Annotated in this window: 18 protein-coding genes and 1 tRNA gene; 9 read left to right on the forward strand and 10 right to left on the reverse strand. The window is 60.5% G+C overall.

The window, feature by feature from the left end; genetic code table 11:
- The first annotated feature begins 17 nt into the window (after nucleotides 1–17).
- Both PSH97_RS18695 and PSH97_RS18700 read left to right on the forward strand, forming a co-directional pair.
- On the forward strand, nucleotides 18–1,064 hold the full coding sequence (locus tag PSH97_RS18695; RefSeq protein WP_305446196.1) for an ABC transporter substrate-binding protein: 1,047 nt from the start codon (nucleotides 18–20) through the stop codon (nucleotides 1,062–1,064).
- 263 nt (nucleotides 1,065–1,327) lie between these two features.
- The gene (locus tag PSH97_RS18700; protein WP_305446197.1) at nucleotides 1,328–2,629 is read left to right on the forward strand and encodes a leucine-rich repeat-containing protein kinase family protein; all 1,302 of its coding nucleotides are present in this window, start codon (nucleotides 1,328–1,330) and stop codon (nucleotides 2,627–2,629) included.
- Between the two features lie 130 nt (nucleotides 2,630–2,759).
- Here the strand turns inward: PSH97_RS18700 and PSH97_RS18705 are convergent, their stop codons facing one another.
- A complete protein-coding gene (locus tag PSH97_RS18705) occupies nucleotides 2,760–3,464 on the reverse strand; it encodes a YebC/PmpR family DNA-binding transcriptional regulator (protein WP_095053122.1) in 705 nt (234 codons plus the stop codon).
- Nucleotides 3,465–3,695: 231 nt separating this feature from the next.
- On the opposite strand from PSH97_RS18705, the gene PSH97_RS18710 reads away from it, so the two are divergent.
- On the forward strand, nucleotides 3,696–5,120 hold the full coding sequence (locus tag PSH97_RS18710; protein WP_305446198.1) for a type VI secretion system Vgr family protein: 1,425 nt from the start codon (nucleotides 3,696–3,698) through the stop codon (nucleotides 5,118–5,120).
- A 3-nt stretch (nucleotides 5,121–5,123) separates the two neighbouring features.
- On the opposite strand, the gene PSH97_RS18715 is transcribed toward PSH97_RS18710, so the two are convergent.
- Together PSH97_RS18715 and PSH97_RS18720 are read right to left on the reverse strand one after the other, a co-directional pair.
- Entirely contained in the window at nucleotides 5,124–6,515 is a 1,392-nt protein-coding gene (locus tag PSH97_RS18715) for an FAD-dependent oxidoreductase (RefSeq protein ID WP_305446199.1), read from the reverse strand.
- Between the two features lie 11 nt (nucleotides 6,516–6,526).
- Complete coding sequence (locus PSH97_RS18720; RefSeq protein WP_305446200.1) at nucleotides 6,527–7,852, reverse strand: MFS transporter; 1,326 nt, start codon at nucleotides 7,850–7,852, stop codon at nucleotides 6,527–6,529.
- A gap of 285 nt (nucleotides 7,853–8,137) precedes the next feature.
- Here PSH97_RS18720 and PSH97_RS18725 point away from each other — a divergent pair, with 285 nt between their 5' ends.
- Nucleotides 8,138–9,010 carry a LysR family transcriptional regulator gene (locus tag PSH97_RS18725; RefSeq protein WP_305446201.1) on the forward strand — a complete coding sequence of 291 codons (873 nt, stop codon included), beginning with the start codon at nucleotides 8,138–8,140 and terminating at the stop codon, nucleotides 9,008–9,010.
- Between the two features lie 123 nt (nucleotides 9,011–9,133).
- Here PSH97_RS18725 and PSH97_RS18730 read toward each other — a convergent pair whose 3' ends face one another.
- Nucleotides 9,134–9,994, reverse strand: a complete 861-nt coding sequence (locus PSH97_RS18730) for a LysR substrate-binding domain-containing protein (protein ID WP_305446202.1) — start codon at nucleotides 9,992–9,994, stop codon at nucleotides 9,134–9,136.
- A 113-nt stretch (nucleotides 9,995–10,107) separates the two neighbouring features.
- Here PSH97_RS18730 and PSH97_RS18735 point away from each other — a divergent pair, with 113 nt between their 5' ends.
- The 3 genes from PSH97_RS18735 to PSH97_RS18745 all read left to right on the forward strand — a co-directional run bounded on the left by PSH97_RS18735 (nucleotide 10,108) and on the right by PSH97_RS18745 (nucleotide 12,937).
- Entirely contained in the window at nucleotides 10,108–11,217 is a 1,110-nt protein-coding gene (locus PSH97_RS18735) for a 2-aminoethylphosphonate--pyruvate transaminase (RefSeq protein ID WP_305446203.1), read from the forward strand.
- 154 nt (nucleotides 11,218–11,371) lie between these two features.
- On the forward strand, nucleotides 11,372–12,199 hold the full coding sequence (gene phnX / locus PSH97_RS18740; protein ID WP_305446204.1) for a phosphonoacetaldehyde hydrolase: 828 nt from the start codon (nucleotides 11,372–11,374) through the stop codon (nucleotides 12,197–12,199).
- Nucleotides 12,200–12,388: 189 nt separating this feature from the next.
- Nucleotides 12,389–12,937 carry a cytochrome b gene (locus PSH97_RS18745; RefSeq protein WP_305446205.1) on the forward strand — a complete coding sequence of 183 codons (549 nt, stop codon included), beginning with the start codon at nucleotides 12,389–12,391 and terminating at the stop codon, nucleotides 12,935–12,937.
- On the opposite strand, the gene PSH97_RS18750 is transcribed toward PSH97_RS18745, so the two are convergent.
- Both PSH97_RS18750 and PSH97_RS18755 read right to left on the reverse strand, forming a co-directional pair.
- The gene (locus PSH97_RS18750) at nucleotides 12,934–13,866 is read right to left on the reverse strand and encodes a 1-aminocyclopropane-1-carboxylate deaminase/D-cysteine desulfhydrase (RefSeq protein ID WP_305446206.1); all 933 of its coding nucleotides are present in this window, start codon (nucleotides 13,864–13,866) and stop codon (nucleotides 12,934–12,936) included. The two genes, PSH97_RS18745 and PSH97_RS18750, sit on opposite strands and share 4 nt — an antisense overlap.
- A 202-nt stretch (nucleotides 13,867–14,068) precedes the next feature.
- Nucleotides 14,069–16,108 carry an NADPH-dependent 2,4-dienoyl-CoA reductase gene (locus PSH97_RS18755; RefSeq protein WP_305446207.1) on the reverse strand — a complete coding sequence of 680 codons (2,040 nt, stop codon included), beginning with the start codon at nucleotides 16,106–16,108 and terminating at the stop codon, nucleotides 14,069–14,071.
- Nucleotides 16,109–16,318: 210 nt separating this feature from the next.
- Here PSH97_RS18755 and PSH97_RS18760 point away from each other — a divergent pair, with 210 nt between their 5' ends.
- The gene (locus tag PSH97_RS18760; RefSeq protein ID WP_305446208.1) at nucleotides 16,319–17,449 is read left to right on the forward strand and encodes a nitrilase-related carbon-nitrogen hydrolase; all 1,131 of its coding nucleotides are present in this window, start codon (nucleotides 16,319–16,321) and stop codon (nucleotides 17,447–17,449) included.
- Between the two features lie 3 nt (nucleotides 17,450–17,452).
- On the forward strand, nucleotides 17,453–18,493 hold the full coding sequence (locus tag PSH97_RS18765; RefSeq protein WP_305446209.1) for an AraC family transcriptional regulator: 1,041 nt from the start codon (nucleotides 17,453–17,455) through the stop codon (nucleotides 18,491–18,493).
- Between the two features lie 348 nt (nucleotides 18,494–18,841).
- Here PSH97_RS18765 and PSH97_RS18770 read toward each other — a convergent pair whose 3' ends face one another.
- The 4 genes from PSH97_RS18770 to PSH97_RS18785 form a co-directional block, all read right to left on the reverse strand.
- Complete coding sequence (locus PSH97_RS18770) at nucleotides 18,842–19,696, reverse strand: DUF2242 domain-containing protein (RefSeq protein ID WP_305446210.1); 855 nt, start codon at nucleotides 19,694–19,696, stop codon at nucleotides 18,842–18,844.
- 230 nt (nucleotides 19,697–19,926) lie between these two features.
- On the reverse strand, nucleotides 19,927–21,798 hold the full coding sequence (locus PSH97_RS18775) for a SurA N-terminal domain-containing protein (protein ID WP_305446211.1): 1,872 nt from the start codon (nucleotides 21,796–21,798) through the stop codon (nucleotides 19,927–19,929).
- A 102-nt stretch (nucleotides 21,799–21,900) separates the two neighbouring features.
- A tRNA-Asp gene (locus PSH97_RS18780) sits at nucleotides 21,901–21,977 on the reverse strand.
- 53 nt (nucleotides 21,978–22,030) lie between these two features.
- The gene (locus tag PSH97_RS18785) at nucleotides 22,031–22,303 is read right to left on the reverse strand and encodes an HU family DNA-binding protein (RefSeq protein WP_002552737.1); all 273 of its coding nucleotides are present in this window, start codon (nucleotides 22,301–22,303) and stop codon (nucleotides 22,031–22,033) included.
- Nucleotides 22,304–22,337: the final 34 nt, after the last annotated feature.

A 22,337-nucleotide genomic window follows, 5' to 3' on the forward strand; every position in this document is an offset into this window, starting at 1 on the left:
TAGAGGAAGGTCGCGCCATGAATAATTTCAAACGCAGTGCACTGCTCGGTTTTTCTTGCTTGGGCGTCATGCTCACGGTCAGCCAGGCCCAGGCCGAACCGACGCTTTACCTGGGCATGAACGGCGGAACCATGGAGCGGCTCTACGCCGACAAGGTGCTGCCGGCTTTCGAGAAAGCCAACAACGTCAAAGTGGTGATCGTGCCGGGAACCTCCGCCGATATTCTGGCCAAGGTCCAGGCCAGCAAAGGCAACCCGCAGATGCACGTGATGTTCCTCGACGACGGCATCATGTACCGCGCCATCGCCATGGGCCTGTGCGACAAACTCGAAGACAGCCCGCCCCTGGCACAGATTCCGGCCAAGGGCCGCATCAAGGATCAAGCCGTGGCAGTCAGCCTCGGCGTCACGGGGCTGGCGTACAACACGCGGCTGTTCAAGGAAAAAGGCTGGAACGCACCGACCTCCTGGATGGACATGGCCGACCCGCGCTTCAAGGACAAACTGGTGTTCCAGTCGATGGCGTCTTCGACCTTCGGCCTGCACGGTTTCCTGATGTTCAACCGGATTCAGGGTGGCAGCGAAACCGACGTCGAACCGGGGTTCAAGGCTTGGCCGAACACCGTCGGGCGCAACGTGCTGGAGTACATTCCGAGTTCGGCGAAGATTTCCGAAATGCTCCAGACCGACGAAGCGGCGCTGTTCCCGCTGACACCGACCCAGGTCACCGCGCTCAAACTCAAGGGCATGCCGGTGGAATATGCGCAGCCGAAGGAAGGCTCCGTGGTGCTCAACGTCGCTGAATGCGCCATCGCCAACAACACCCAACCGGAACTGGCGCAGAAACTCGCCGCCTTCCTGCTGACCCCCGAAGCACAAGCCGCCGCGCTTGAAGATGGCGATCAGATTCCGTCCAACCCGAATACACCAACCACCGACAAGACCCGCGGTCAGGTCGAGGCGATGAAGCAGTATCTGACCACCGCGATCGCCATCGACTGGGATCAGGTCAACGAACAGCGCCCGGCGTGGAATGCCCGGTGGAATCGCAGTATCGAGCGCTAACCTCGAAGATCAAAAGATCGCAGCCTGCGGCAGCTCCTGCGTGAGGAGTGAGCGACGAAAGTCCTGTGGGAGCGAGGCTTGCCCGCGAAAAACGATGGCGCGTAATGCCTGAAAAACCGCGGTGTATTCTTCGCGGGCAAGCCTCGCTCCCACAGGTTCTGCGTCTTGACTTACGGGCCTTAGGGCAAACCCGACTTTCCCGCTATCATGTGGCCCATTTCCAGGCCCCCACGCCCTCCTCCGGATCAATAGCGAATCTGCCCATGGATACCCTCGCCCAACTGCGCGCCGGCCAATTGTCGGGCATCACTCGCCTGGATCTGTCCTGCGGCCTGACCGAGTTCCCCCGGGAAATCTTCGACTTGGCGGACTCGCTGGAAGTGCTCAACCTCAGTGGCAACGCCTTGCGTAGCCTGCCGGACGACCTGCACCGCCTGACCCGTTTACGCGTGCTGTTCTGCTCGGACAACCGGTTCACCGAACTGCCCGCTTGCCTGGGCCAGTGCACGGCGCTGACGATGATCGGCTTCAAGGCCAACGCCATCGCAAACGTGCCGGGCGCCGCGCTGCCGCCGCTGTTGCGCTGGCTAATCCTGACCGACAACCGCCTCACGGAGCTGCCGACCGAACTGGGTGAACGCCCGCATCTGCAAAAGCTCATGCTCGCCGGCAATCGGTTACAGCGTTTGCCCGAAAGCCTGAGGCACTGCCATCGACTCGAACTGATCCGCATCGCCGCCAATCAGCTCACCGAGCTTCCCGAGTGGCTGCTGACCCTGCCGAGCCTGACCTGGCTGGCGTACGCCGGTAACCCGCTGGAAACCGAAGCCGATGCCGCCGCCCTCGAAGCCACGGCGAGCATTCCCTGGTCCCAACTGAGCCTGGAGAAAAAACTCGGCGAAGGCGCGTCGGGAGTTATTCATCAGGCGTTGTGGGAGCAGACGAAACAGGTCGCGGTGAAACTCTACAAAGGCGAAATGACCAGCGATGGCTCGCCGTTGCACGAAATGAACGCCTGCATCACCGCCGGCATCCACCCCAACCTGATCCGGGTCGAAGGGCGGATCGCCGGGCATCCGCAAGCGCAGGCCGGGCTGGTGATGCAACTGATCGATCCGAGTTACCGCAACCTGGCCGGGCTGCCGAGCCTGACGTCATGCACCCGCGACGTCTACGCCGACGACATCCGGTTCAGCGCTGACGTGGCACTGCGCATCGCCAGTGGCATCGCTTCGGTGGCTGAACATTTGCACCGCCAAGGCATCACCCACGGCGACCTCTATGGCCACAACATTCTGTGGAACGAGCACGGTGATTGCCTGTTGGGCGACTTTGGCGCGGCGTCTTTCCATGCCACTTCGGACAGCCTTGAAAGCCGTGCGCTGCAACGGATCGAAGTGCGGGCGTTCGGGGTACTGCTGGGGGAATTGCTGGCGCGGGTCGACTCGGGGTTGAGCGATGAAGGTCGTGAGTCGCTAGAGGCGTTGCAGCAGCGCTGCTGTCAGCCGGAGGTGCTGGCGCGACCGGGGTTCAACGAGGTTGTGCGGGAATTGAAGGGACGGTGACCGCTGCGCGGTCATTCGCGAGCAGGCTCGCTCCCACAATTGATCTGTGGCGTTCACAAATCTCCTGTGGGAGCGAGCCTGCTCGCGATGATGGTCTATCAGGCTACAGAACCGTCAATGACACACAGACTTAACCCGCCAGCCCGACAAACATGTCCTGCACGTCATCGTGGTTATCGAGGCCTTCGAGAAACGCTTCGACTTCTGCCATCTGCTCGTCGCTCAGGCCACTGACCGGGTTCTTCGGCTGGTAACCCAACTTGGCCGACAACACGGTGAAACCCTGCTCCGGCAGCGCTTTCTGTACCGCATCCAGGTCCGCAGGCTCGGTCAGGAACAGCGTCGCGCCGTCTTCACCTGGCTCGAAATCCTGGGCACCGGCTTCGATCGCGGCCATTTCCGGATCGGCGTCAGGGCTGTCCGGGGACGCCTCGATCATGCCGACGTGGTTGAAGTCCCAGGCCACCGAACCGGAAGCGCCCAACTGGCCCTTACGGAACGCGACGCGGATTTCAGCGACGGTGCGGTTGATGTTGTCAGTCACGCATTCAACGATCAGCGGCACCTGATGCGGTGCGAACCCTTCATATGTCACGCGATGGTATTGCACGGTTTCGCCGAGCTGGCCGGAGCCTTTCTTGATCGCGCGTTCCAGGGTTTCGCGGGGCATCGAGGCTTTTTTCGCCTGTTCGACCACCAGACGCAGGTGTGCGTTGGTGGCGGTATCGGCACCGTTGCGGGCAGCGATAGTGATTTCTTTCACCAGTTTGCCGAAAATCTTGCCCTTGGCGTTGGCTGCCGCTTCTTTGTGTTTAACCTTCCACTGTGCGCCCATTACTCACTCTCTCGATCTGTGGCGCCGAGACATCTATTGGCCGACGCATGGCGCAAGTTTATACGGCCTAAAGATGCCAATCGACCAAAAATTCCAAGATATTCACCCCATGACGAATCGACATCTTCACCAATGTTTGTAGGGCGATTCTGAAAAGTCGATTTGCGGTGACGCTTCAGGGCTGTGGTTTCGTACCCTCTGCGCCCATCCTCCCCGGCAGAAGCGCGTTCGATGCACAACGACAAGGAAAGCCCTTTCACCCTGACACTTCTCGACGGCGGTTTGAGCTTGCAGGTATTGCAGTTCAGTGGCCGTGAAGGTCTCAGCCAGCCCTATCGATTCGACATCGACGTGATCGGCCTCGCATCGTCGATGCACCTCGACCAATGGCTGCAACAACCGGCATTTCTGCGGCTGGCGGGTGACCAGGGCATTCACGGCGTGATCCACAGCGTCAGTCGCGAACATCGCGGCCCGCACCGGGTCGGCTACTCTCTGGTGCTGACGCCCCATCTTCAACACTTGGATCGGCACAGTTCGCGTCGGGTGTTTCATCGTCTCAGCGCACCCGCAATCGTGCGCCAGTTGCTGGAGGAGCATCAACTGCCCGAGCACAGCTACCGCTTCGAACTGGCAAACGGGTGTTACCCGCCCCGACCTTTTTGCATTCAGTACGATGAAAGCGATCTGGCCTTCATGCAGCGGCTGTGTGAGGAAGAAGGCATCCACTATCACTTCGAACATCAGCACGACGGGCACGTGCTGGTACTGGCCGATGACAGCCTGAGTTTCCCTCAGGAACCGCTGCTGATGCCGTTCCATGACGACGCATTCAACGATTCCGCCTTGCCGGTGATCAGCGAACTGTTCCAGCGCCATGACCCAGACCTCGCCCCTGCACGATGGGAGGCCAGAAACCGCGGCGCGCGGGTGATCGGCGATGGAGCGGCCAATCACCCGCTCACCAGAACGGGCCCGATGACGGCACGCCCCGCACCCGAACAGCTTCATCACGACCAGCTCAGCCGCCGACGGCTGGAACGCCTGCGTTGCCAGCAACGGCAGATCCACGGCCAAAGCAATCAGAGCGAACTGTGCAGCGGACAGATCCTGCAAGTGGCGGAACATCCGCTCTCGAGTTTCAATGATCAGTGGCTGCTCACCGACATCCGGCACCAAGGACAGCAGCCGTCGATTCTTGCCGAAGACCAGTCCGGCAGTGCCCGGCGCTACAGCAATCAGTTCACTGCCATTCCCTGGTCAACGGTCTTCAGACCGGCGCTCAAACACGCCAGGCCGAGCATCCCGGGCTATCAGCCCGCCCGAGTGCTGGGCCCCGTCGGGCAACCGGCGGCACTCGATGACCAGGGCCGGATACAGGTCAGGCTATGGCCGACACCGGGGGTCGAGGCGGATGAATCCGCCGGTTTCTGGCTACCGGTCGCCCTCGCAACACCGGACGGCCGGATCGATCCGGCCAGGCTGCCCATGGCCGGCACCGAGGTGTTGATCAGTTTCCTCGACAGCGATCCGGACCGGCCGGTGCTGTGTGCCGGCAGGGGTCATCCCCAACCTTCCCGGCCCGCTCCCGAGTCACATCGAGATGGCCGTCTGCTGCTCGATTGGCTGGTCAACCGCTCGGATCTCGCACCCTGAGCCTCATCCCTTGTCGGCCTTGCCCGCCGCCGCGGCAAACTTGGCCAGACGCACGTCGAGGTGCCGTGGCCGATGCCCGTGATCCTCGGCGCGCTCCTTGCGGCGGATGGCATTGCGCACCATCAATGAGCCGAGGTAACGAATCGGCTCCGGCGGAAAAAAGCCCAACGGGCCGTTCACCAAAGGCGAACGGGTCCAGGCGTTGTCCAGCCCCATCACCATTGAGGCGAGAATCTGCCCGCCCATATGGCAAGGCCCGACCCCGCTGCCGGAGTAACCGAAACCGTAGAACACATTGCCGCTGGCGCTCATCTGGCCGAAGAACGGTAAACCGGTGACGGAGCGATCCGACGGCCCATTCCAGGTGGCCTCGACCTTGACCTTGGCGAACGCCGGAAAAAACTCGCTCAGGCTGTGTTGTAACAGGCCGGCATAAGGCGACGGCTGATCGAACACCGGCAGCATTCGCCCACCGTAGGCGAAGGTATTGCCGCCCTTGCCGAGCATGATTCGACCGTCCGGGGTGTTGTGGTAGTAGTGCACAAAAATCCGTGAATCGAGCACCGTTACGCCGCTGGTCAAACCGATCTCGTTGAGCAAATCCGGCCGCGGTTCGGTGATCAGCATGTCGCTGGAAACAATCGCCACACTGCGCTCGAACTGCGGAAACGCCCGGGCCATCCAGGCATTCATCGCCAGCACCACCCGGTCGGCGCGGACCGTGCCATTGGGGGTTTTAATCCCCGCCGGCTTGCCCTCCACCAGGCCAGTCATCGCAGTGTTTTCATGAATCCTCACCCCCAATTGCAGGGCCACCCGACGCAAGCCGCGCACCAGTTTGCCCGGCTGAACACTCGCGGCAGCCGGGGAAAACCAGCCCTCCAGGTGTTTGCTGGAACCGGCCATGCGCTGTACATCCGCCACTGGCCGCTGGGTGAAAGAGTTGATGCCGTTGCGCTCCAGCGCGGCGATCACCGCGTCGGTCGAGCCACATTGGGCGCGATTGGTAGCGGTGTAGAGCGTGCCATCGAGGCGGTAATCGGCGTCCACCGCGTACTCTTCGCAAAAGGCACCGATAGCGTGGATGCTGCGCTCGGACTCCTTGACCAAGCGCACGGCCTCTTCGACGCCGAACAGCCGTTCCAGGGTGAAATACTTGGCCGACCACGACAGCGCACAACCACCATTGCGCCCACTGGCACCGGCACCGCAGATGTCCGCCTCGATCAGCAGCACCTCCAGTTCGGGGTTCTGCTGCTTGAGCATGATTGCGGTCCACAACCCGGTGTAGCCGCCACCGACAATGCACACGTCGGCGCGGTCATCACCGGCTAAAGGTTCGCACGGCGTGCAGGACTCGGCCGCCAGCGCCTGTTCCAGCCAGTAAGGTCTCATGGGGGTAATCCTTATGTACGCAGGGGTTTTACAGTCATCGGTTGGTTAGGCACACATGCACGTTCGGGACGCAGACCAGCCGGGCGACTGTTCCAGTGGGGGATCAGCACCAGCGCTGAAAACAACGCGCACCCGGCAAAGACGATGAACACCGTGACCGAATCGAAGTAACCCGGCAGCAGCCCGCCGAGAATCGCCCCGACCGAACCGCAACCATTGACGAAGCCCGCCGCAGTGCCACCGGCCTTGGCGGTGCCGAAATCGATCGCCGCCGCGCCGCTGATCATCGAGTCCGGTCCGTACAGGGTCAGGCCCATGACGAACAGCAGCGCCACCACCAGCAACACGCTGCCGGTATGCAGGGCGCCCATGAACAGCGCCAGGGAAACGGTGAGTGCCAACAAGCTCAGCACACAGGCCGGCATGCGGCGGGCACCGAACAGTTTGTCCGAGGCCAGCCCCAGCAGGATCGGCCCGAGCAACCCGGCCAGTTCGAACGCGGTGGGGATGATCGCCGCGCCGACCTTGCCCACCGTGGGCATTTGCTCGAAGACGATCACCGGCCCCCACAACAGAATCGCGTAGCGCGCCGGTTTCAACAGAAAGTACGCCAGGCCCAGCACCAGCACGGTTCGGTTGCGCAGGATTTCCTTTAAGGGCTCCAGCACACTGATCTTGCTTTGAGCATGCGCCTCTTCAGCGGTCAGCTCGGGTTCCGGCTCCACCGCTGGCAAGCCAACGTCTTCGGGTTTGTTACGTTGAAAAATAAAAAACAGCACGGCGACCAGCCCAACCACCGCCGCACTGGAAATGAACGCCGCATGCCAGGTGCCGATCAGCGTATACGCCCACCAACCCGCAAACGGCGAGGCCACCAGCCCGCCAAAGGCGTAGCAGGAACTCCATAAACCCAACACCCGCCCCCGCTGCTCGGCGGGAAAGAAACTGCCAATGTTCTTGCACAGCCCCGACCATCCGGTGGACTGCGCCAGCCCTTGAATCAGCATGCACGTGGCGAAAATCGGCAACGTAGCAAAGCTGCCCATCACCAGAGCGGCCACCGCGGAAATCAGCAACCCGCCGAGCACCACAACCCTTGGGCCGAAGCGGTCGGCCAGGATGCCCCAGGTGAATTGCCCGATGGCGTAAGCGGCCAGGTAGATGGCGTCGAGGTTGGCCATAGCCATCTTGTCGAGGGTGAAGTCGGGGTCTTCGGCGATCCCCAGTTTGGCCACGGAAAAGGCTTTGCGGGTGAAGTAGAACGCGGCATACGCGAGCCAGGTGATGGCGAAAATCTGCACGCGCCAACGCTTGATGGTACCGATGGGACTGTTCATTGTGGTTCTGACCTCAGGGTGTGAGTGTGCCGGCAGAATTGGAAGAAAACGCCTGTGTTTTTTATTGTTGAGCACTGCGGTATCGCCTGTTCCCTGAGGCGATACCGGTCAGATGAGTCCTGCTGATTGCACGCATGGGCTCATGGCCACCGATGCTGTTCGACTGACCAGTCATCAGGGCTGAAGCGGATAAAAACAATTACTGATTAATAAGTGAAATCGATTTATCGTATTTCAAATATAAGCTCAGGTTGTTACTGGTTAAGCTCGTCACTGGAGAGTTCGATGTCGGTATCCCACGCCCAGCTCAAAGCCTTCCACGCCGTCGCGGTCCACGGAAGCTTCACCAGGGCCGCCGAGCGGCTGTTTCTGACGCAACCGGCGATTTCCGACCAAGTGCGCAAGCTCGAAGAGCGTTTCGGTGTGTTGCTGTTCCACCGCAATAAACGCTCCGTGCGCCTGACCGATCTGGGTGAGCGCCTGTTGAGCATCACCCAGCGGCTGTTCGTCATCGAAGCCGAGGCGCAGGAGTTGCTTCACGCGTCTCAGGCGTTGCAGACCGGCAGCCTGATTCTGGCGGTGGACGCGCCGGTGCATGTGCTGCCGCAGATTGCGCGGTTCTGTGAACGCTACCCCGGCATCAGCGTAAAGATTGAAACCGGCAACACCGACGAATCACTGTTTCGGCTGTTCAACTACCAGGCCGATCTGGCCCTGTTGGGGCGTGATGTCAGCGACGAACGTTTGCTGTCGCTGCCGCTGCGCAATGACCCGATGGTGGCGTTCGTTTCACGCCATCATCCGTGGGCCGATCGCGAGTCCATCTGCCTGGCGGACCTGGACGACACGCCGTTGGTGCTGCGGGAAATCGGCTCGGTGACTCGGCAAACTCTGGAAGAAGAAATGACCCGCGCCGGGTTGCGCATCCGCCCAGCGATTGAAGTCGAAGGCCGGGAAGCCGCGCGCGAGGCGGTGGTGGTCGGGATTGGCGTCGGGGTGGTGTCGGCCGCTGAGTTCGGCGCGGATTCGCGGGTATGCGCATTGCCGATTACCGATTGCACACGGCGGCTGACGGAGACTCTGGTGTGCTTGCGCGAACAGAGTTCGCGGCGGGTGGTGGCGACGTTTCTGGAGATGGTTCGCGAGAGTCTGTTGTAGGCAGATCTGGCCCCTTCGCGGGCAAGCCACGCTCCCACAGGTTTTGTGTCGTATACAAGATTTTCGGCCAGCATAAATCCCTGTGGGAGCGTGGCTTGCCCGCGATAGCCGCGCCGCGGTCTATCAGACAGGCGCCAACTCAAAAAACGCCTGTATCAAGCGCAAATCCCGCCGCCGTTCCATGCACCCGATCATGTGCCGATTGACCAACCCCTCGCCCATAATCGGCACCGCCGCCACTCGCGGGTCGTGGCTGACCTCCACCGACGACACCACGCCCACGCCCAACTCCGCGGCCACCGCCTCGGTCACGGCCTCACGACTGTCCAGTTCCAGCAACACCCGAGGATTGACCCTGGCTTGAGCGCACGCTTCGTCGAACGTGCGTCGGGTGATCGAACTCGGTTCACGCAAGACCATGATCACCTGGTCCAGTTCTTTGAGCTGCACCCCTTTGGACTTCTGCGCCCACGGATGACCCGCGGGCACCAACGCGCAAATCCTCGATTCGCTCAACGCTTGCAGGTGCAGCCCCTTGCGCGGCTCGACCTCGGTCAGCACCGCCACGTCGGCATGCTCCGACAGCAACGCCGCCAACGTTTCCTGGGCATTGCCCAACCGCAGGTTCACGGTGATTCCCGGATAACGCGCGCGCAGGCTGGCGAGCATCGGCATGACCATGTGCGGCCCATCCGCCGCCACTTCCAGGCGCCCGGTCAGTAACTGACGGTTGGCCTCCAGCATTACCTGCGCTTCTTCGGCCAGACCAAACATCGCCCGAGTGATCGCCGCCAGTTTGGTGCCCTCTTCCGTCAGCTCGACGCGCCGCGCGGTGCGTCGCAACAAGGTGATCTGGTAATGCTCCTCCAGCGCCTTGATGTGCCCGGTAACGGCCGGTTGGCTGATAAACAGGCGCTCGGCGGCGCGGGTGAAGCTGCCTTCCCGAGCCACAGCGTCGAAGGCGCGCAGCTGAAACAGATTCATGAATAACCCTCACTGATGGCTGGCATAACAACAAACAATTTGATTGATAGCTCACCGAATTGCAATTTATGTCCCGTAGCTTCATCCCACTGAGCTTTTGCGAGGACACAAGAATGAGTACTGCCGAGCCCATCCTGCTCACCCCCGGTCCATTGACCACAGCGAGCCGCACCCGTCAGGCAATGATGGTCGACTGGGGCTCATGGGATGACCGCTTCAACCAACTGACCGCCAACCTCTGCGAACAACTACTGACGATCATCAACGGTGGCGACAGCCATTACTGCGTGCCGTTGCAAGGCAGCGGCACGTTCGCGGTCGAAGCGGCCATCGGCACGCTGGTGCCTCGCGACGGTAAAGTGCTGGTATTGATCAACGGTGCCTACGGCAAACGCCTGGCGAAAATCTGCGAAGTGCTCGGCCGCTCGTTCAGCACCTTCGAAACCGCCGAAGACGAACCGACCACCGCCGCCGACGTCGACCGCCTGCTGCGGGCCGATGCCAGCATCACCCACGTCGCGCTGATTCACTGCGAAACCAGCACCGGCATTCTCAACCCGCTGGCTGAAATCGCTCACGTCATCGAGCAACACGGCAAACGCCTGATCATCGACGCCATGAGTTCGTTTGGCGCCCTGCCGATCGACGCCCAGGATGTGCCGTTCGATGCGCTGATCGCCGCCTCGGGCAAATGCCTGGAAGGTGTGCCGGGGATGGGCTTCGTCTTTGCCCGCAAAGAAGCGCTGGCCAATGCCGCCGGTAACTCGCACTCACTGGCGATGGACCTCTTTGACCAGCACACCTACATGGCCAAGACCGGCCAATGGCGCTTCACCCCGCCGACCCACGTGGTTGCGGCGCTGCACGAAGCGCTGCTGCAATACAACGAAGAAGGTGGCTTGCCCGCACGGTATCAGCGCTACGCCAATAACTGCCAGGTGCTGCTCGATGACATGGCCAAACTGGGCCTGCGCAGCTTCCTGCCCGCCGCGATCCAGGCGCCGATCATCGTCACCTTCCACGCGCCGAAAGACCCGCGCTATCAGTTCAAGGAATTCTACGAGCGGGTCAAGGCCAAGGGTTTCATCCTCTACCCCGGCAAACTGACCCAGGTCGAAACGTTCCGCGTCGGCTGCATCGGGCACGTCAACCAGGGCGAAATGCACGCAGCCGTGGCGGCGGTCGCCGAAGTGTTGCGCGAGATGGAAGTACTCGAAATCTAATTCTCCCCTGATCCCTGTGGGAGCGGGCTTGCCCGCGATAGCGGTCTGCCATTCACCATTGAATGTCGACTGACAGGGCCTCATCGCGGGCAAGCCCGCTCCCACAGGTACATCGAACTCCCGTATATCTCCTTCTCATAGGAATTTATTTGCCATGAACTACAGCAACCCAACCAAACTGCAAGCCGCCATCCTCGACTGGGCCGGCACCGTGGTCGACTTCGGCTCCTTCGCCCCGACGCAGATTTTTGTCGAAGCCTTCGCCGAGTTCGACGTCCAGGTTTCCATCGAAGAAGCCCGTGGACCGATGGGCATGGGCAAGTGGGACCACATCCGCACCCTGTGCGATCAGCCGCAAGTCGCCGAGCGTTACCGCAAAGCGTTCGGCCGCACGCCGACCGACGATGACGTCACGGCTATCTACCAACGCTTCATGCCGCTGCAGATCGAAAAAATCGCCGAACACTCGGCGCTGATTCCGGGCGCTCTGGAGACCATCGCCAATCTGCGTCAGCAAGGGATCAAGATCGGCTCCTGCTCCGGCTACCCGAAACAGGTCATGGACAAAGTGGTAGAACTGGCCGCCACCAATGGCTACGTCGCCGACCACGTGGTCGCCACTGACGAAGTGCCCAACGGCCGCCCTTGGCCGGCTCAGGCACTGGCCAACGTGATTGCCCTGGGCATTGACGATGTCGCGGCCTGCGTGAAGATCGACGACACGGTGCCGGGCATCCTCGAAGGTCGCCGCGCCGGCATGTGGACCGTGGCGTTGATCTGCTCCGGCAACGCGCTGGGTCTCGACTACGAAGGCTATCGCGCTCTGGGCAGCGATAAACTGGCCAGCGAACGCAAGCGCATTCACGCGATGTTCGAAGGCTCGCGGCCGCACTACATGATCGACACCATCACCGACTTGCCGGAAGTTATCGCCGACATCAACAAGCGCCTGGCCAACGGCGAGATGCCGCAAACCGACTGATTGCACCTCTCGTTTCACAAAAAAGCGCCAAGTCCTTTAACGGAACTGGCGCTTTTTTGTGGCCGATCACTTGATCCAGAGCATTGAACAGCCCCTTCGCCTCAGGCAAACCCACCAAACAGGATTACAGTTACCCCACGCCGTCGAACAAGAACGGTGACTTCAGACCTGACCTGTGAGGAACACCGTATGCCCTGGAAGAATTCCGAATCACGCTACAGCACCGTATCGATCGCGCTGCACTGGTTGATGCTGGTGCTGCTAATAGTGGTTTACGCCTGCATCGAATTGCGCGGGATATTCCCCAAAGGCAGTGGCGGCCGGACGCTGATCAAGGAAGCGCACTTCATGCTCGGCCTGACGGTGTTCGTGCTGGTCTGGCTGCGGCTGTTCGCTCGCAGCCTGGGGCCGGCACCGCAGATCTTCCCCGCCTCGCCTCGTTGGCAAACCCTGCTCGCCAAACTGATGCACTGGGCGCTGTATATTTTCATGATCACCATGCCGATTCTGGGCTGGTTGATTACCAGCGCCGAGGGGCATCAGGTGATGTTCTATGGCATCGACCTGCCGTTGCTGATCGAAGAAAACAAACCGCTGGCCAAGCAGCTTGAGGGCTGGCATGTACTCGGCGGGACGATCGGCTATTGGCTGATCGGACTGCACGCCGTGGCCGGGCTTTACCATCACTATGTGGTGCGCGATAACACCTTGCTGCGGATGGTGCCCAAGCGCGGTTAGTCGCGACTGGTCTGCTCGAAACCCCGGCGGCCCTGCAAGCCGCCGGAGTGGATGAAAATCAAGCGCGTTCCCCGGGCAAATTTACCCGCCTCGACTCGCTGCTTGAGCGCCAGCAGCGCTTTGCCGGTGTACAGCGGTTCGAGAGGAATGCCGCTGGCCTGTTCGGTCTGCTCAATGAACTCGAGTAAAAGCGGATCGACTTTGGCAAAGCCGCCGCGGCTGGCGTCGAACAGTTCATAAACCGGGTCCTGCAGACCTGTCTCGCGAAGAATCGATTCGACCTGCTGCGCTACGCCATGATCGTCAGGTACCGCCAGCGCGCCATACACCGGATGCTCACCCGTCTCGGCCAGAACCAACCCTGCCAGGGTGGTGCCCGTTCCGCAGGCCAGCCACCAGCCGTCGTAGTTGCTCCAGCCCAGACCGCTCAATTGCTCGCAGGCCAGAGTCACCAATTGCCCGCAGCCCTTCGCCCCAAGCAAGCCGCCGCCACCTTCCGGCACTGGATGTAGCTCGGGGTATTGCTCCCGCCATGGCTGCCAGAAACCCGGTTCGTGCCGCGCTCGATAACCGCCATAACCCAACCAATGCAACTGCATGCCGAACGCCTGCAAGTCCTTTACTGTCGGCGTTTCTTGCGGATGCCCACGCAGCAAACCCACAGTGGTGAAACCGAAGCGTTTGCCCGCAGCGGCCAGCGCGTGAAGATGATTGGAATGGGCACCGCCCAGGCTGATGATGCCTTGGGCGCCGTTCTGGTCGGCGGCTTTCAGGTGTTCGATGAGCTTGAACCACTTGTTGCCGCTGATCAGCGGGTCGATCTGGTCCAGACGCAGGATCGCGACGTCGATGCCGGCAGTGGTGAGCCAGTCGAGGTGAAGGGGTTCGAGGGGGGCTTGGGGTAGCCAGTCGCTGGGAAGAGAAAGCATCAATGCGCTACGTTCTGGCGAAAAGCAGGAGTCTATCAGCCAGCACGATCCCTGTAGCAGCTGCCGAAGGCTGCGTTCGGCTGCAAAGCAGTCGTCAATCCTGACACCTCGGTGTACCTGAAATACCGCGATGCCTGATTTTGCGACTGCTTCGCAGCCGAACGCAGGCTGCGCCAGCTGCTACAAGGGGTTGCGGTGTACGTTAGAGTTCAGCCGCCAACCGCGAACCCTGGTTGATCGCGCGCTTGGCATCCAGCTCTGCCGCCACGTCCGCGCCGCCGATCAAATGTACGTTCTGCCCGGCCGCGACCAGACCGTCGTGCAACTCACGCAACGGATCCTGCCCGGCGCAGATCACGATGTTGTCCACCGGCAATACCTGCGGTTCGCCGCTTTCGCCGATACGGATGTGCAGCCCCTCGTCGTCGATCTTCAGATACTCGACGCTGTTGAGCATCTGCACCTGCTTGTTCTTCAGACCGGTGCGGTGAATCCAGCCAGTGGTTTTACCCAGGCCGTCGCCGACCTTGGACTTCTTGCGCTGCAGCAAGAACACTTCACGGGCCGGCGCATGCGGCTGCGCCTTGATCCCCGCAACACCGCCGCGCGCTTGGAGGTATGTATCGATGCCCCACTCCTTCCAGAACGCTTCGCGGTCCTGACTGGTGGCCACACCCTCGTGAACGAGGAATTCCGACACGTCGAAACCAATACCGCCGGCGCCAATCACCGCGACGCGCTTGCCCACGGGTTTACGCTCAAGGATCACGTCCAGGTAGCTCAGCACCTTGGCGTGCTCGACGCCCGGAATCCCCGGTACCCGCGGCGCAATGCCGGTCGCCAGGATGATTTCGTCGTAACCGCCCTCAACCAATTGCGCCACATCCACACGGGTGTTCAGGCACAACTCGACGTTGGTGGTCTGCAACTTGCGGCTGAAGTAGCGCAAGGTTTCGAAGAACTCTTCCTTGCCCGGCACGCGCTTGGCGATGTTGAACTGACCGCCGATTTCGCTGGCCGAATCGAACAACGTCACCTGATGACCACGCTCAGCAGCTACAGTGGCGGCAGACAAACCGGCAGGGCCGGCACCGACCACGGCGATTTTCTTGATCTGCTGCACCGGCAGGTAATTGAGTTCGGTTTCATGGCAAGCCCGCGGGTTCACCAGGCAACTGGTCAACTTGCCGCCAAAGGTGTGATCCAGGCACGCCTGATTGCAACCGATACAGGTGTTGATTTCATCGCCACGACCGGCCGCAGCCTTGTTGACGAATTCCGGGTCGGCGAGGAACGGCCGCGCCATGGACACCATGTCGGCATCGCCTTCGGCCAGAATCTGCTCGGCGACTTCCGGGGTGTTGATGCGGTTGGTGGTGATCAGCGGAATACTGACCGAGCCGCGCAACTTGGCCGTAACCTTGCTGAACGCCGCACGCGGCACTTTGGTGGCGATGGTCGGAATCCGCGCTTCGTGCCAGCCGATGCCGGTGTTGATGATCGTCGCACCGGCCTGCTCGATGGCCTTGGCCAATTGCACGATCTCTTCCCAGCTGCTGCCCCCTTCCACCAGATCAAGCATCGACAGGCGAAAGATAATGATGAAGTTCGGGCCGACCGCTTCGCGCACCCGGCGGACAATTTCTACCGGCAGGCGCATGCGGTTTTCGTAAGCGCCGCCCCAGCGGTCAGTGCGATGGTTGGTGTGGGCCGCGAGGAATTGGTTAATGAAATAACCTTCGGAGCCCATGATCTCGACGCCGTCGTACTCGGCTTTTTGCGCCAGAGTCGAGCAGGTGACGAAATCGCTGATCTGCTTCTCTATGCCTTCCTCGTCCAGCTCTTTAGGCTTGAACGGGTTGATCGGCGCCTGAATCGCGCTCGGCGCCACTTGCTTTGGGCTGTAGGCATAACGCCCGGCATGGAGAATCTGCATGCAGATCTTGCCGCCCGCCTCATGCACCGCGCGGGTAACGATCAGGTGCTTGAGCGCCTCTTCCTCGGTGGTCAGCTTGGCCGCGCCGGAGTAAACCCCGCCCTCATCGTTCGGGCCGATACCGCCAGTGACCATCAGGCCAACGCCACCACGGGCACGCTCGGCGAAATACGCAGCCATGCGCTCGAAGCCGCCGGGCTTTTCCTCGAGGCCGGTGTGCATCGAACCCATCAGGGTGCGGTTGCGCAACGTGGTAAAACCCAGATCCAGCGGGGCCAACAGGTGCGGGTAATGAGCGGCGGCCATCGGTAACTCCACAACGAGCGATCACGAAAAAAAATGCAGGAGCTCTTCGGCCCCCGTCAGTCATGTTCGACAGACTAAGAGTCGCACTGCTGTCACTCAATGACCGTAACTGACAACTTATTGATCCAAATGCACAGCGCCCCTTGGCAAGCGCGGGCATGAGCCCTACCCTAGTCGCGAACCCTGCACACGGCCGTTGACTGTTTCCCCATGCGCAAACTTTTGTACCTGACCCTCTCCATGGCGTTGATCGCCGCCCTCACGACCTACGCGATGTGGGCCGCGGACCGTCCGGTGGGTCATTACCTGTCGGACCTGCGCATCAGTCTCGCGGTTGATCAGGGCACACCCGCCGATCGCGGCAATCTGCTGGGCATCCAGCCCGAGCTGTTCCCAACCGATTATCAAAGCCCCGAACGCCTGCACCGCAAGCTCGCGGCTTACTTGCAGAAGGCTCAGGACCAGGGCCTGCTGAACGAAAAGACCATCGTCGTACTGCCCGAACATGTCGGCACCTGGCTGATGATCAGCGGCGAAAAAGACGAGTTGTACCAAGCCACTACGCTCAAGGAAGCCATGAACTGGCTGGCGGTGAGCAACCCGTTGCAGTTCATCCGCGCCCTGATCAGTGCCGAGGGCGGCAGCCGTCTCGACGACGCGCACTTGCGGATGAAAGCCAAAAAAATGGCCCAGAATTACCAAGCGCTGTTCGGCGGCTTGGCGAAAGAATTCCGCATTACTCTGGTAGCGGGTTCCATCGTGTTGCCCGAGCCGAGTGTCAGCGATGGCACCCTGAAGATTGGCCGCGGCGCGCTGTACAACAGCAGCGTGGTGTTCGGTCGCGACGGTCTGCCGATTGGCCAGCCGCAGAGGCAAATGCACCCGACTTTCGCTGGGCACGACACTGTCCAAGCCCATTCCGAACACACGATCAACGTCGTCGACACACCGGCCGGACGCCTGGGCGTGCTGATCGGCAGCGACAGTTGGTATCCGGACAACTATCGCAAACTCGACGATCAAGGCGCGCAACTGGTGGCGGTCCCGGCGTTCGTCGTCGGGCGCGGGTCCTGGGATCAACCGTGGCGTGGCTACAAAGGCCAGTCCACGCCGAGTTCTGTCAGTCTCAAGGCTGGCGAACTCAGTGAAGGTCAGGCCTGGCATCGGTTGACGTTGAGTGCCCAACCGTCTGGCAGCCAGACCATCGCCGGCATGAGCGTGTTCCTGCGCGGTCAGTTTTGGGACAAGGGCAGCGCCGGTCAAAGCTTCCTCAGCAGCAACGGGCAGCAATTCGCCGACGGCGATGCCCGGGGCGCACGTTTGCTGAACCTCTGGTTGTAAGCGATGAAACCGCAGCCGATGCGCCTCGGTGATTTGTCGGTGGGTTTCGTCCATAGCCTGGCCGACGCCGTGCGCAGCCATGGCCTGGACCCACAACCGCTGCTCGAACAATACGGCCTCGATGCCGCACGGCTGGCCGAAGCCGGCGCCCGTCTCTCGATCCCGCGCTACATGCGCCTGGGTCACGGCGCCATTCAACTGACCGACGATCCGGCACTGGGTTTGCGCATGGGCCGGCTCAGTCGCCTGAGCCAGGCCGGCCTGGCCGGAGTCACCGCCGCCCAAGCCCCCACCGTGCGGGAAGCGGCGCGCTGCCTGATTCGCTTCGAAGCGCTGTACGGTTCCAACTATCGCGGCCAGTCGAGTTTTCATGAAGACGCCCAAGGCGCCTGGCTGCGGTTCTATTCCATCAGCCCCTATAACGCCTACAACCGCTTCGTGGTGGACTCGATCATTGCCGGCTGGTTGCAGCAATTGTCCAGCGTAAGCCCTGCCCCGCTACGCGCCGAACGGATCGAGATCGAATTCCAGGCGCCGGATTACCGAGAGGCGTACGCCGTGCTGGGGGAGTGTCCGATTCAGTTTGGCGCCGAACAGAATCAACTGCGCCTGAGCCTGGACAGCCTCGCCCAGCGCAACCCGGAGCACTGCCCGAGCACCTGGCGGCACCTGCTGCAACTGTGTGAGCGGGAACTGGAGCAACTGACACGCACCCGCAGCCTGCGTGAACGCATCACTCAGTTACTGGGGCCGTTGCTCAATGGTGGTCGGGAACCCGACCTGGAAGAAGTGGCGGCACGCCTGAAGCTGCCAACCTGGACCTTGCGTCGCAAGCTCGCCGACGAAGGCACGCAATTTCGTGCCATTCTCAACGACACACGTCGCGACCTCGCCATGACCTACATCCGCGACACCGAACTGGCGTTCGGGGAAATCGCCTACCTGCTGGGTTTTGCCTCAGCCGAAGCCTTTCAACGGGCCTTCAAACGCTGGAACGGCCAGACCCCCGGCGAGTTTCGCCGCAGTCATCGCCAATCCGCGTAACGTTTACAACTCGGTAGCGTCTTCGGCCGGTTCCAGCGGGTCCAGTTCAAACGCCTGATACTCGAGCAGTTCTTCTTGATAATCGTCCATTATTAAAACCCCCATCGCTTGTTGAAAAAATCGTCTGAATAAATGACCAGCGCCCTGAGCATAAAGTGCCCGCATGAAAGAAAAATGACGCGCGCATGACACTACATCGCTACTGAATAAAACGTAGCAGGTGGTCAGGAATTTATCCCAGAATTTTTTCGATACGAGCCGTAGGAATACGGCTCGGTTTGATGTGGATCAATCTTGGAAGGTGTTACAGGATCGGAGTCGTCTGACCCGATCCGTAACATCAGCCTATTACTGGCCGGAGACAGGCATGGCCGAAATTGGCTCGGTCGGTGCCGGCATGGTGCTTGAATCCGCCGGTGAAGACACTGTTTCCGTGGACGAAGTCGGCTCGCCGCTCTGCACCGGGGTAATCGGCGCCGTTTCAGCAGGTGGTACAACAGGCTCCGAACTGGTTGGAGCGGTTTCAGCTGGTGCAGGTTCAGCTGCCGGCGCTGGAGCAGGCGCAGGTTCGGCCGCAGGGGTCGGAGTCGGGGCCATCTGAGCCGGCACAGCCTTGACTTCAGGCACACCCAGCTCAGTCTTCGGCTTCTCGGTAATGTGCGCTGCCTTCTTCGCTTCCGGTGGCAGGAACAACTCGACCAGGGCAAAGAAACGCTCGTAGAACTTGGCCGAGGATACGGTTTCACTGGCGACCTTGACCATCGAGTCGTCGGACGAGCCGATCGGCATCGAGACCGAGCCCAACACACCGACACCGAGACTGGCGGAGTTGTTGGTCTTCTTCAGCGCATAACGGTCCTGCAGGGCGTTGGCGAACACGGTCGCGTGGTGCCCTTCGCTGCCATCATCGGCACAAACCACGCTGAAGCTGATCTCCATGTGGGTCTCGCCAGTCTGCTGGAAACTCTTGTGACCACTGACCAGCTTCGGATCGGCGCTGGTGATGATGTAACCCTGGCTGAGCAAAGCCCGACGGGCGGCCTCGCAGGACTGCTTATCGGTCACCGGATAATTACGCGAAAACGTTCCGGAATCGTCGAAGTTCTCATGCTCATAGATGGCGGCTTTCTTCGACGAACAACCGGCAGCGGCGGCCAGCATCACGGCCAGCCCCACAACCCGCATGGGAATTGATCTAAACATTGAACATCCTGAGGAAAACGGTTCGGGGCGTATTGTGCAACAGATCGATGCTTAGCGTCGCACCGTTTAGTGTCTAGAAACAGTTACAAGTCTACTGACTGTCATTGACAGGAAAAAGTCGCGCGGTAAATAAGCAGGCGACGGGTAGCTCATACCGCTTTTGTTTCACCCATAAAAAACCCCAGCCTTTCGGCCGGGGTCTTTTATGTCGCGTAAAGCTCAGTCAAGCATCAGAAACGCTTGATCTCAGCCTCGCTTTCCAACAGTTTGCGGTAAGCCGCGAAGTCTTGCTGGCCAATGCGCGAGGCGAGGAATCGACGGTATTGAACCTTCTCCTCTTCGGTCGGCGCCGCCGCTTCGTTCACGCCGTCCAGGCGCACGATCACCAGGCTACCATCGGCCAGAGTCACGCTGCTGAAGGTCGGCTTGTCCTTGGAGACTGGCTTGGGCATGCGGAACAGCGCTTGCAGCACGGTTGGGTCGACCCCTTCCTGAGCACGAGTCGCCGCTTGAATCACTTTCCAGTTCTGGCCATCGATCGCCTTGTCCAGCGCAGTCTTGCCATCGCGCAGGCTGGCGATCAGTTGTTCAGCCTTGGTCTTGGCGGCAGCACTGGCATGCTCCTTGATCAGTTGCGCACGGATACTGGCAGACACGCTTTCCAGCGGCAGTTGCTCAGGCTTGCGGTGTTCCTTGGCGCGCAGCACGATCACGGTTTCCGGGTCCAGCTCGATGGCGGTGCTGTTGGCACCCTCATCCAGCACTTCAGGACTGAACGCAGCGGTAACCACGGCACGGTTGGCCGCAATACCTTCGCCACCTTCCCGGCCGAATGGCGCGGAGGTGTGGACAGTCAGCTTCAAGTCTTGTGCTGGCTGGGCCAGATCGGAGGATTCGAACGACGAGTCTTCCAATTGTTTGGTCGCCTCGACGAAACGCTGCTCGACCTGCTGGGTTTTCAGCTCGCGGGTCAGCTTGTCTTTCAGGCTGGCAAACGTCGGCACTTCAGGGGCTTCAACACCCAGCAGCTTGATCAGGTGAAAACCGAAGTCAGTGCGAACCGGCTCCGAAACCTGATCTTTGGCCAACGAATACAGGGCTTTTTCAAACGCTGGATCGTAGACGCCTGGACCTGCAAACCCAAGGTCACCGCCGTTGTTCGCCGAGCCCGGATCCTGGGAGAATTCCTTGGCCAGGGCCTCGAATTTCTCGCCTTTGGCCAGACGCGCCTGCACTTCTTCGATTTTGGCCTTGGCTTGCGCCTCGGTCACCTTATCGTTCACTTCGACCAGAATATGCGCAGCCCGGCGTTGCTCGGACAGGTTCGCGGTTTCTTTCTGATACGCCGCTTGCAGGTCTTCGTCCTTGACACTGACCTGATCAAAGAAGGACGCCTTCTTCAATTCGAGGTAATCGATGACCACCTGATCCGGCGTCATGAATTCCTTGGCGTGTTCGTCGTAGTAGGCTTTGACTTCGTCGTCAGTCAGTTTCACCGCCGCAGGATCTGCCTTGACGTTCAAGGTGGCGAAATCGCGGGTCTGCTTTTCCAGACGGGCGAAGGCCAGAACCTGTGCATCGGTGACAAAGCCGCTACCGGCCAAGCCAGCGCGTAGCTGACCGATCAGCATTTCCTGAGCCAGCATCTGGCGGAATTGCAGACGGCTATAGCCGAGTTGACGGATCACCTGATCGAAGCGATCGGCGTTGAACTTGCCTTCCACCTGGAATTCAGGCGTTTGCAGGATCACCTGATCCAAAGCCGCCTCGGAGAAAGCGAATTTCGATTTTTCTGCGCCTTGCAGCAGCAGTTTGCGATCGATCAGGCCTTTGAGGGCCGATTCGCGCAGCATTTTTTCGTCGAGCAAGGAAGCATCGAAATCCTTGCCAAGCTGTTGCATGAGCTGACGGCGTTGCATATCAACCGCCTGGTTCAGCTCGTTTTGACTGATTTCTTCACCATTGACCTTGGCCGCATCCTGGCTGTTGGTCGTCGCCTGGAAAATGGCCTCGATACCGGTGAAAGCCATCAGTACAACGATGATCCCGATAATGGTCTTGGCAATCCAGCCTTGTGAATTGTCCCTGATATTCTGCAGCATGCGTCCCCCAGAAACGGTTGAACTTCAAAATTAGGCAACCGTGGAGCGTGGGTAGAATCCGGATAGAAGAAAGGCGCATCCGAGGATGCGCCTTCTCGTAACTGGCGGAGCGGACGGGACTCGAACCCGCGACCCCCGGCGTGACAGGCCGGTATTCTAACCGACTGAACTACCGCTCCGCTGCCAAGTCAGGAATGACCCCGACCCGGATAGGCAAAAACCTGAATCGAACTTAGTTGACAGCTTCTTTCAGTGCTTTACCGGCTTTGAAACCTGGTTTTTTGGCGGCGGCGATTTCCAGCGTCTTACCGGTCTGTGGGTTACGACCGATGCGAGCTGGACGATCGGTCACGGAGAAGGTACCGAAACCAACCAGAACAACAGAGTCGCCAGCCTTGAGAGCGCCAGTGACGGATTCGATTACAGCGTCCAGCGCACGGCCAGCAGCAGCTTTCGGGATATCAGCGGATGCAGCGATAGCATCAATCAGTTCCGACTTGTTCACTCTAAGTCCCCTTATATCTATTTGAGTTTGATTC

Source organism: Pseudomonas cucumis, assembly GCF_030687935.1.
In the GTDB taxonomy this organism is placed as follows: domain Bacteria; phylum Pseudomonadota; class Gammaproteobacteria; order Pseudomonadales; family Pseudomonadaceae; genus Aquipseudomonas; species Aquipseudomonas cucumis.

Bases quoted from the DNA above. Each gene is read 5' to 3' on its own strand.
- PSH97_RS18760 (WP_305446208.1), top strand. From the start codon at position 16,319: ATGCGCAAACTTTTGTACCTGACCCTCTCCATGGCGTTGATCGCCGCC.
- PSH97_RS18710 (WP_305446198.1), top strand. From the start codon at position 3,696: ATGCACAACGACAAGGAAAGCCCTTTCACCCTGACACTTCTCGACGGC.
- PSH97_RS18725 (WP_305446201.1), top strand. From the start codon at position 8,138: ATGTCGGTATCCCACGCCCAGCTCAAAGCCTTCCACGCCGTCGCGGTC.
- PSH97_RS18715 (WP_305446199.1), bottom strand. From the start codon at position 6,515: ATGAGACCTTACTGGCTGGAACAGGCGCTGGCGGCCGAGTCCTGCACG.
- PSH97_RS18765 (WP_305446209.1), top strand. From the start codon at position 17,453: ATGAAACCGCAGCCGATGCGCCTCGGTGATTTGTCGGTGGGTTTCGTC.
- PSH97_RS18770 (WP_305446210.1), bottom strand. From the start codon at position 19,696: ATGTTTAGATCAATTCCCATGCGGGTTGTGGGGCTGGCCGTGATGCTG.
- PSH97_RS18775 (WP_305446211.1), bottom strand. From the start codon at position 21,798: ATGCTGCAGAATATCAGGGACAATTCACAAGGCTGGATTGCCAAGACC.
- PSH97_RS18720 (WP_305446200.1), bottom strand. From the start codon at position 7,852: ATGAACAGTCCCATCGGTACCATCAAGCGTTGGCGCGTGCAGATTTTC.
- PSH97_RS18700 (WP_305446197.1), top strand. From the start codon at position 1,328: ATGGATACCCTCGCCCAACTGCGCGCCGGCCAATTGTCGGGCATCACT.
- PSH97_RS18730 (WP_305446202.1), bottom strand. From the start codon at position 9,994: ATGAATCTGTTTCAGCTGCGCGCCTTCGACGCTGTGGCTCGGGAAGGC.
- phnX (WP_305446204.1), top strand. From the start codon at position 11,372: ATGAACTACAGCAACCCAACCAAACTGCAAGCCGCCATCCTCGACTGG.
- PSH97_RS18745 (WP_305446205.1), top strand. From the start codon at position 12,389: ATGCCCTGGAAGAATTCCGAATCACGCTACAGCACCGTATCGATCGCG.
- PSH97_RS18735 (WP_305446203.1), top strand. From the start codon at position 10,108: ATGAGTACTGCCGAGCCCATCCTGCTCACCCCCGGTCCATTGACCACA.
- PSH97_RS18705 (WP_095053122.1), bottom strand. From the start codon at position 3,464: ATGGGCGCACAGTGGAAGGTTAAACACAAAGAAGCGGCAGCCAACGCC.
- PSH97_RS18755 (WP_305446207.1), bottom strand. From the start codon at position 16,108: ATGGCCGCCGCTCATTACCCGCACCTGTTGGCCCCGCTGGATCTGGGT.
- PSH97_RS18695 (WP_305446196.1), top strand. From the start codon at position 18: ATGAATAATTTCAAACGCAGTGCACTGCTCGGTTTTTCTTGCTTGGGC.
- PSH97_RS18750 (WP_305446206.1), bottom strand. From the start codon at position 13,866: ATGCTTTCTCTTCCCAGCGACTGGCTACCCCAAGCCCCCCTCGAACCC.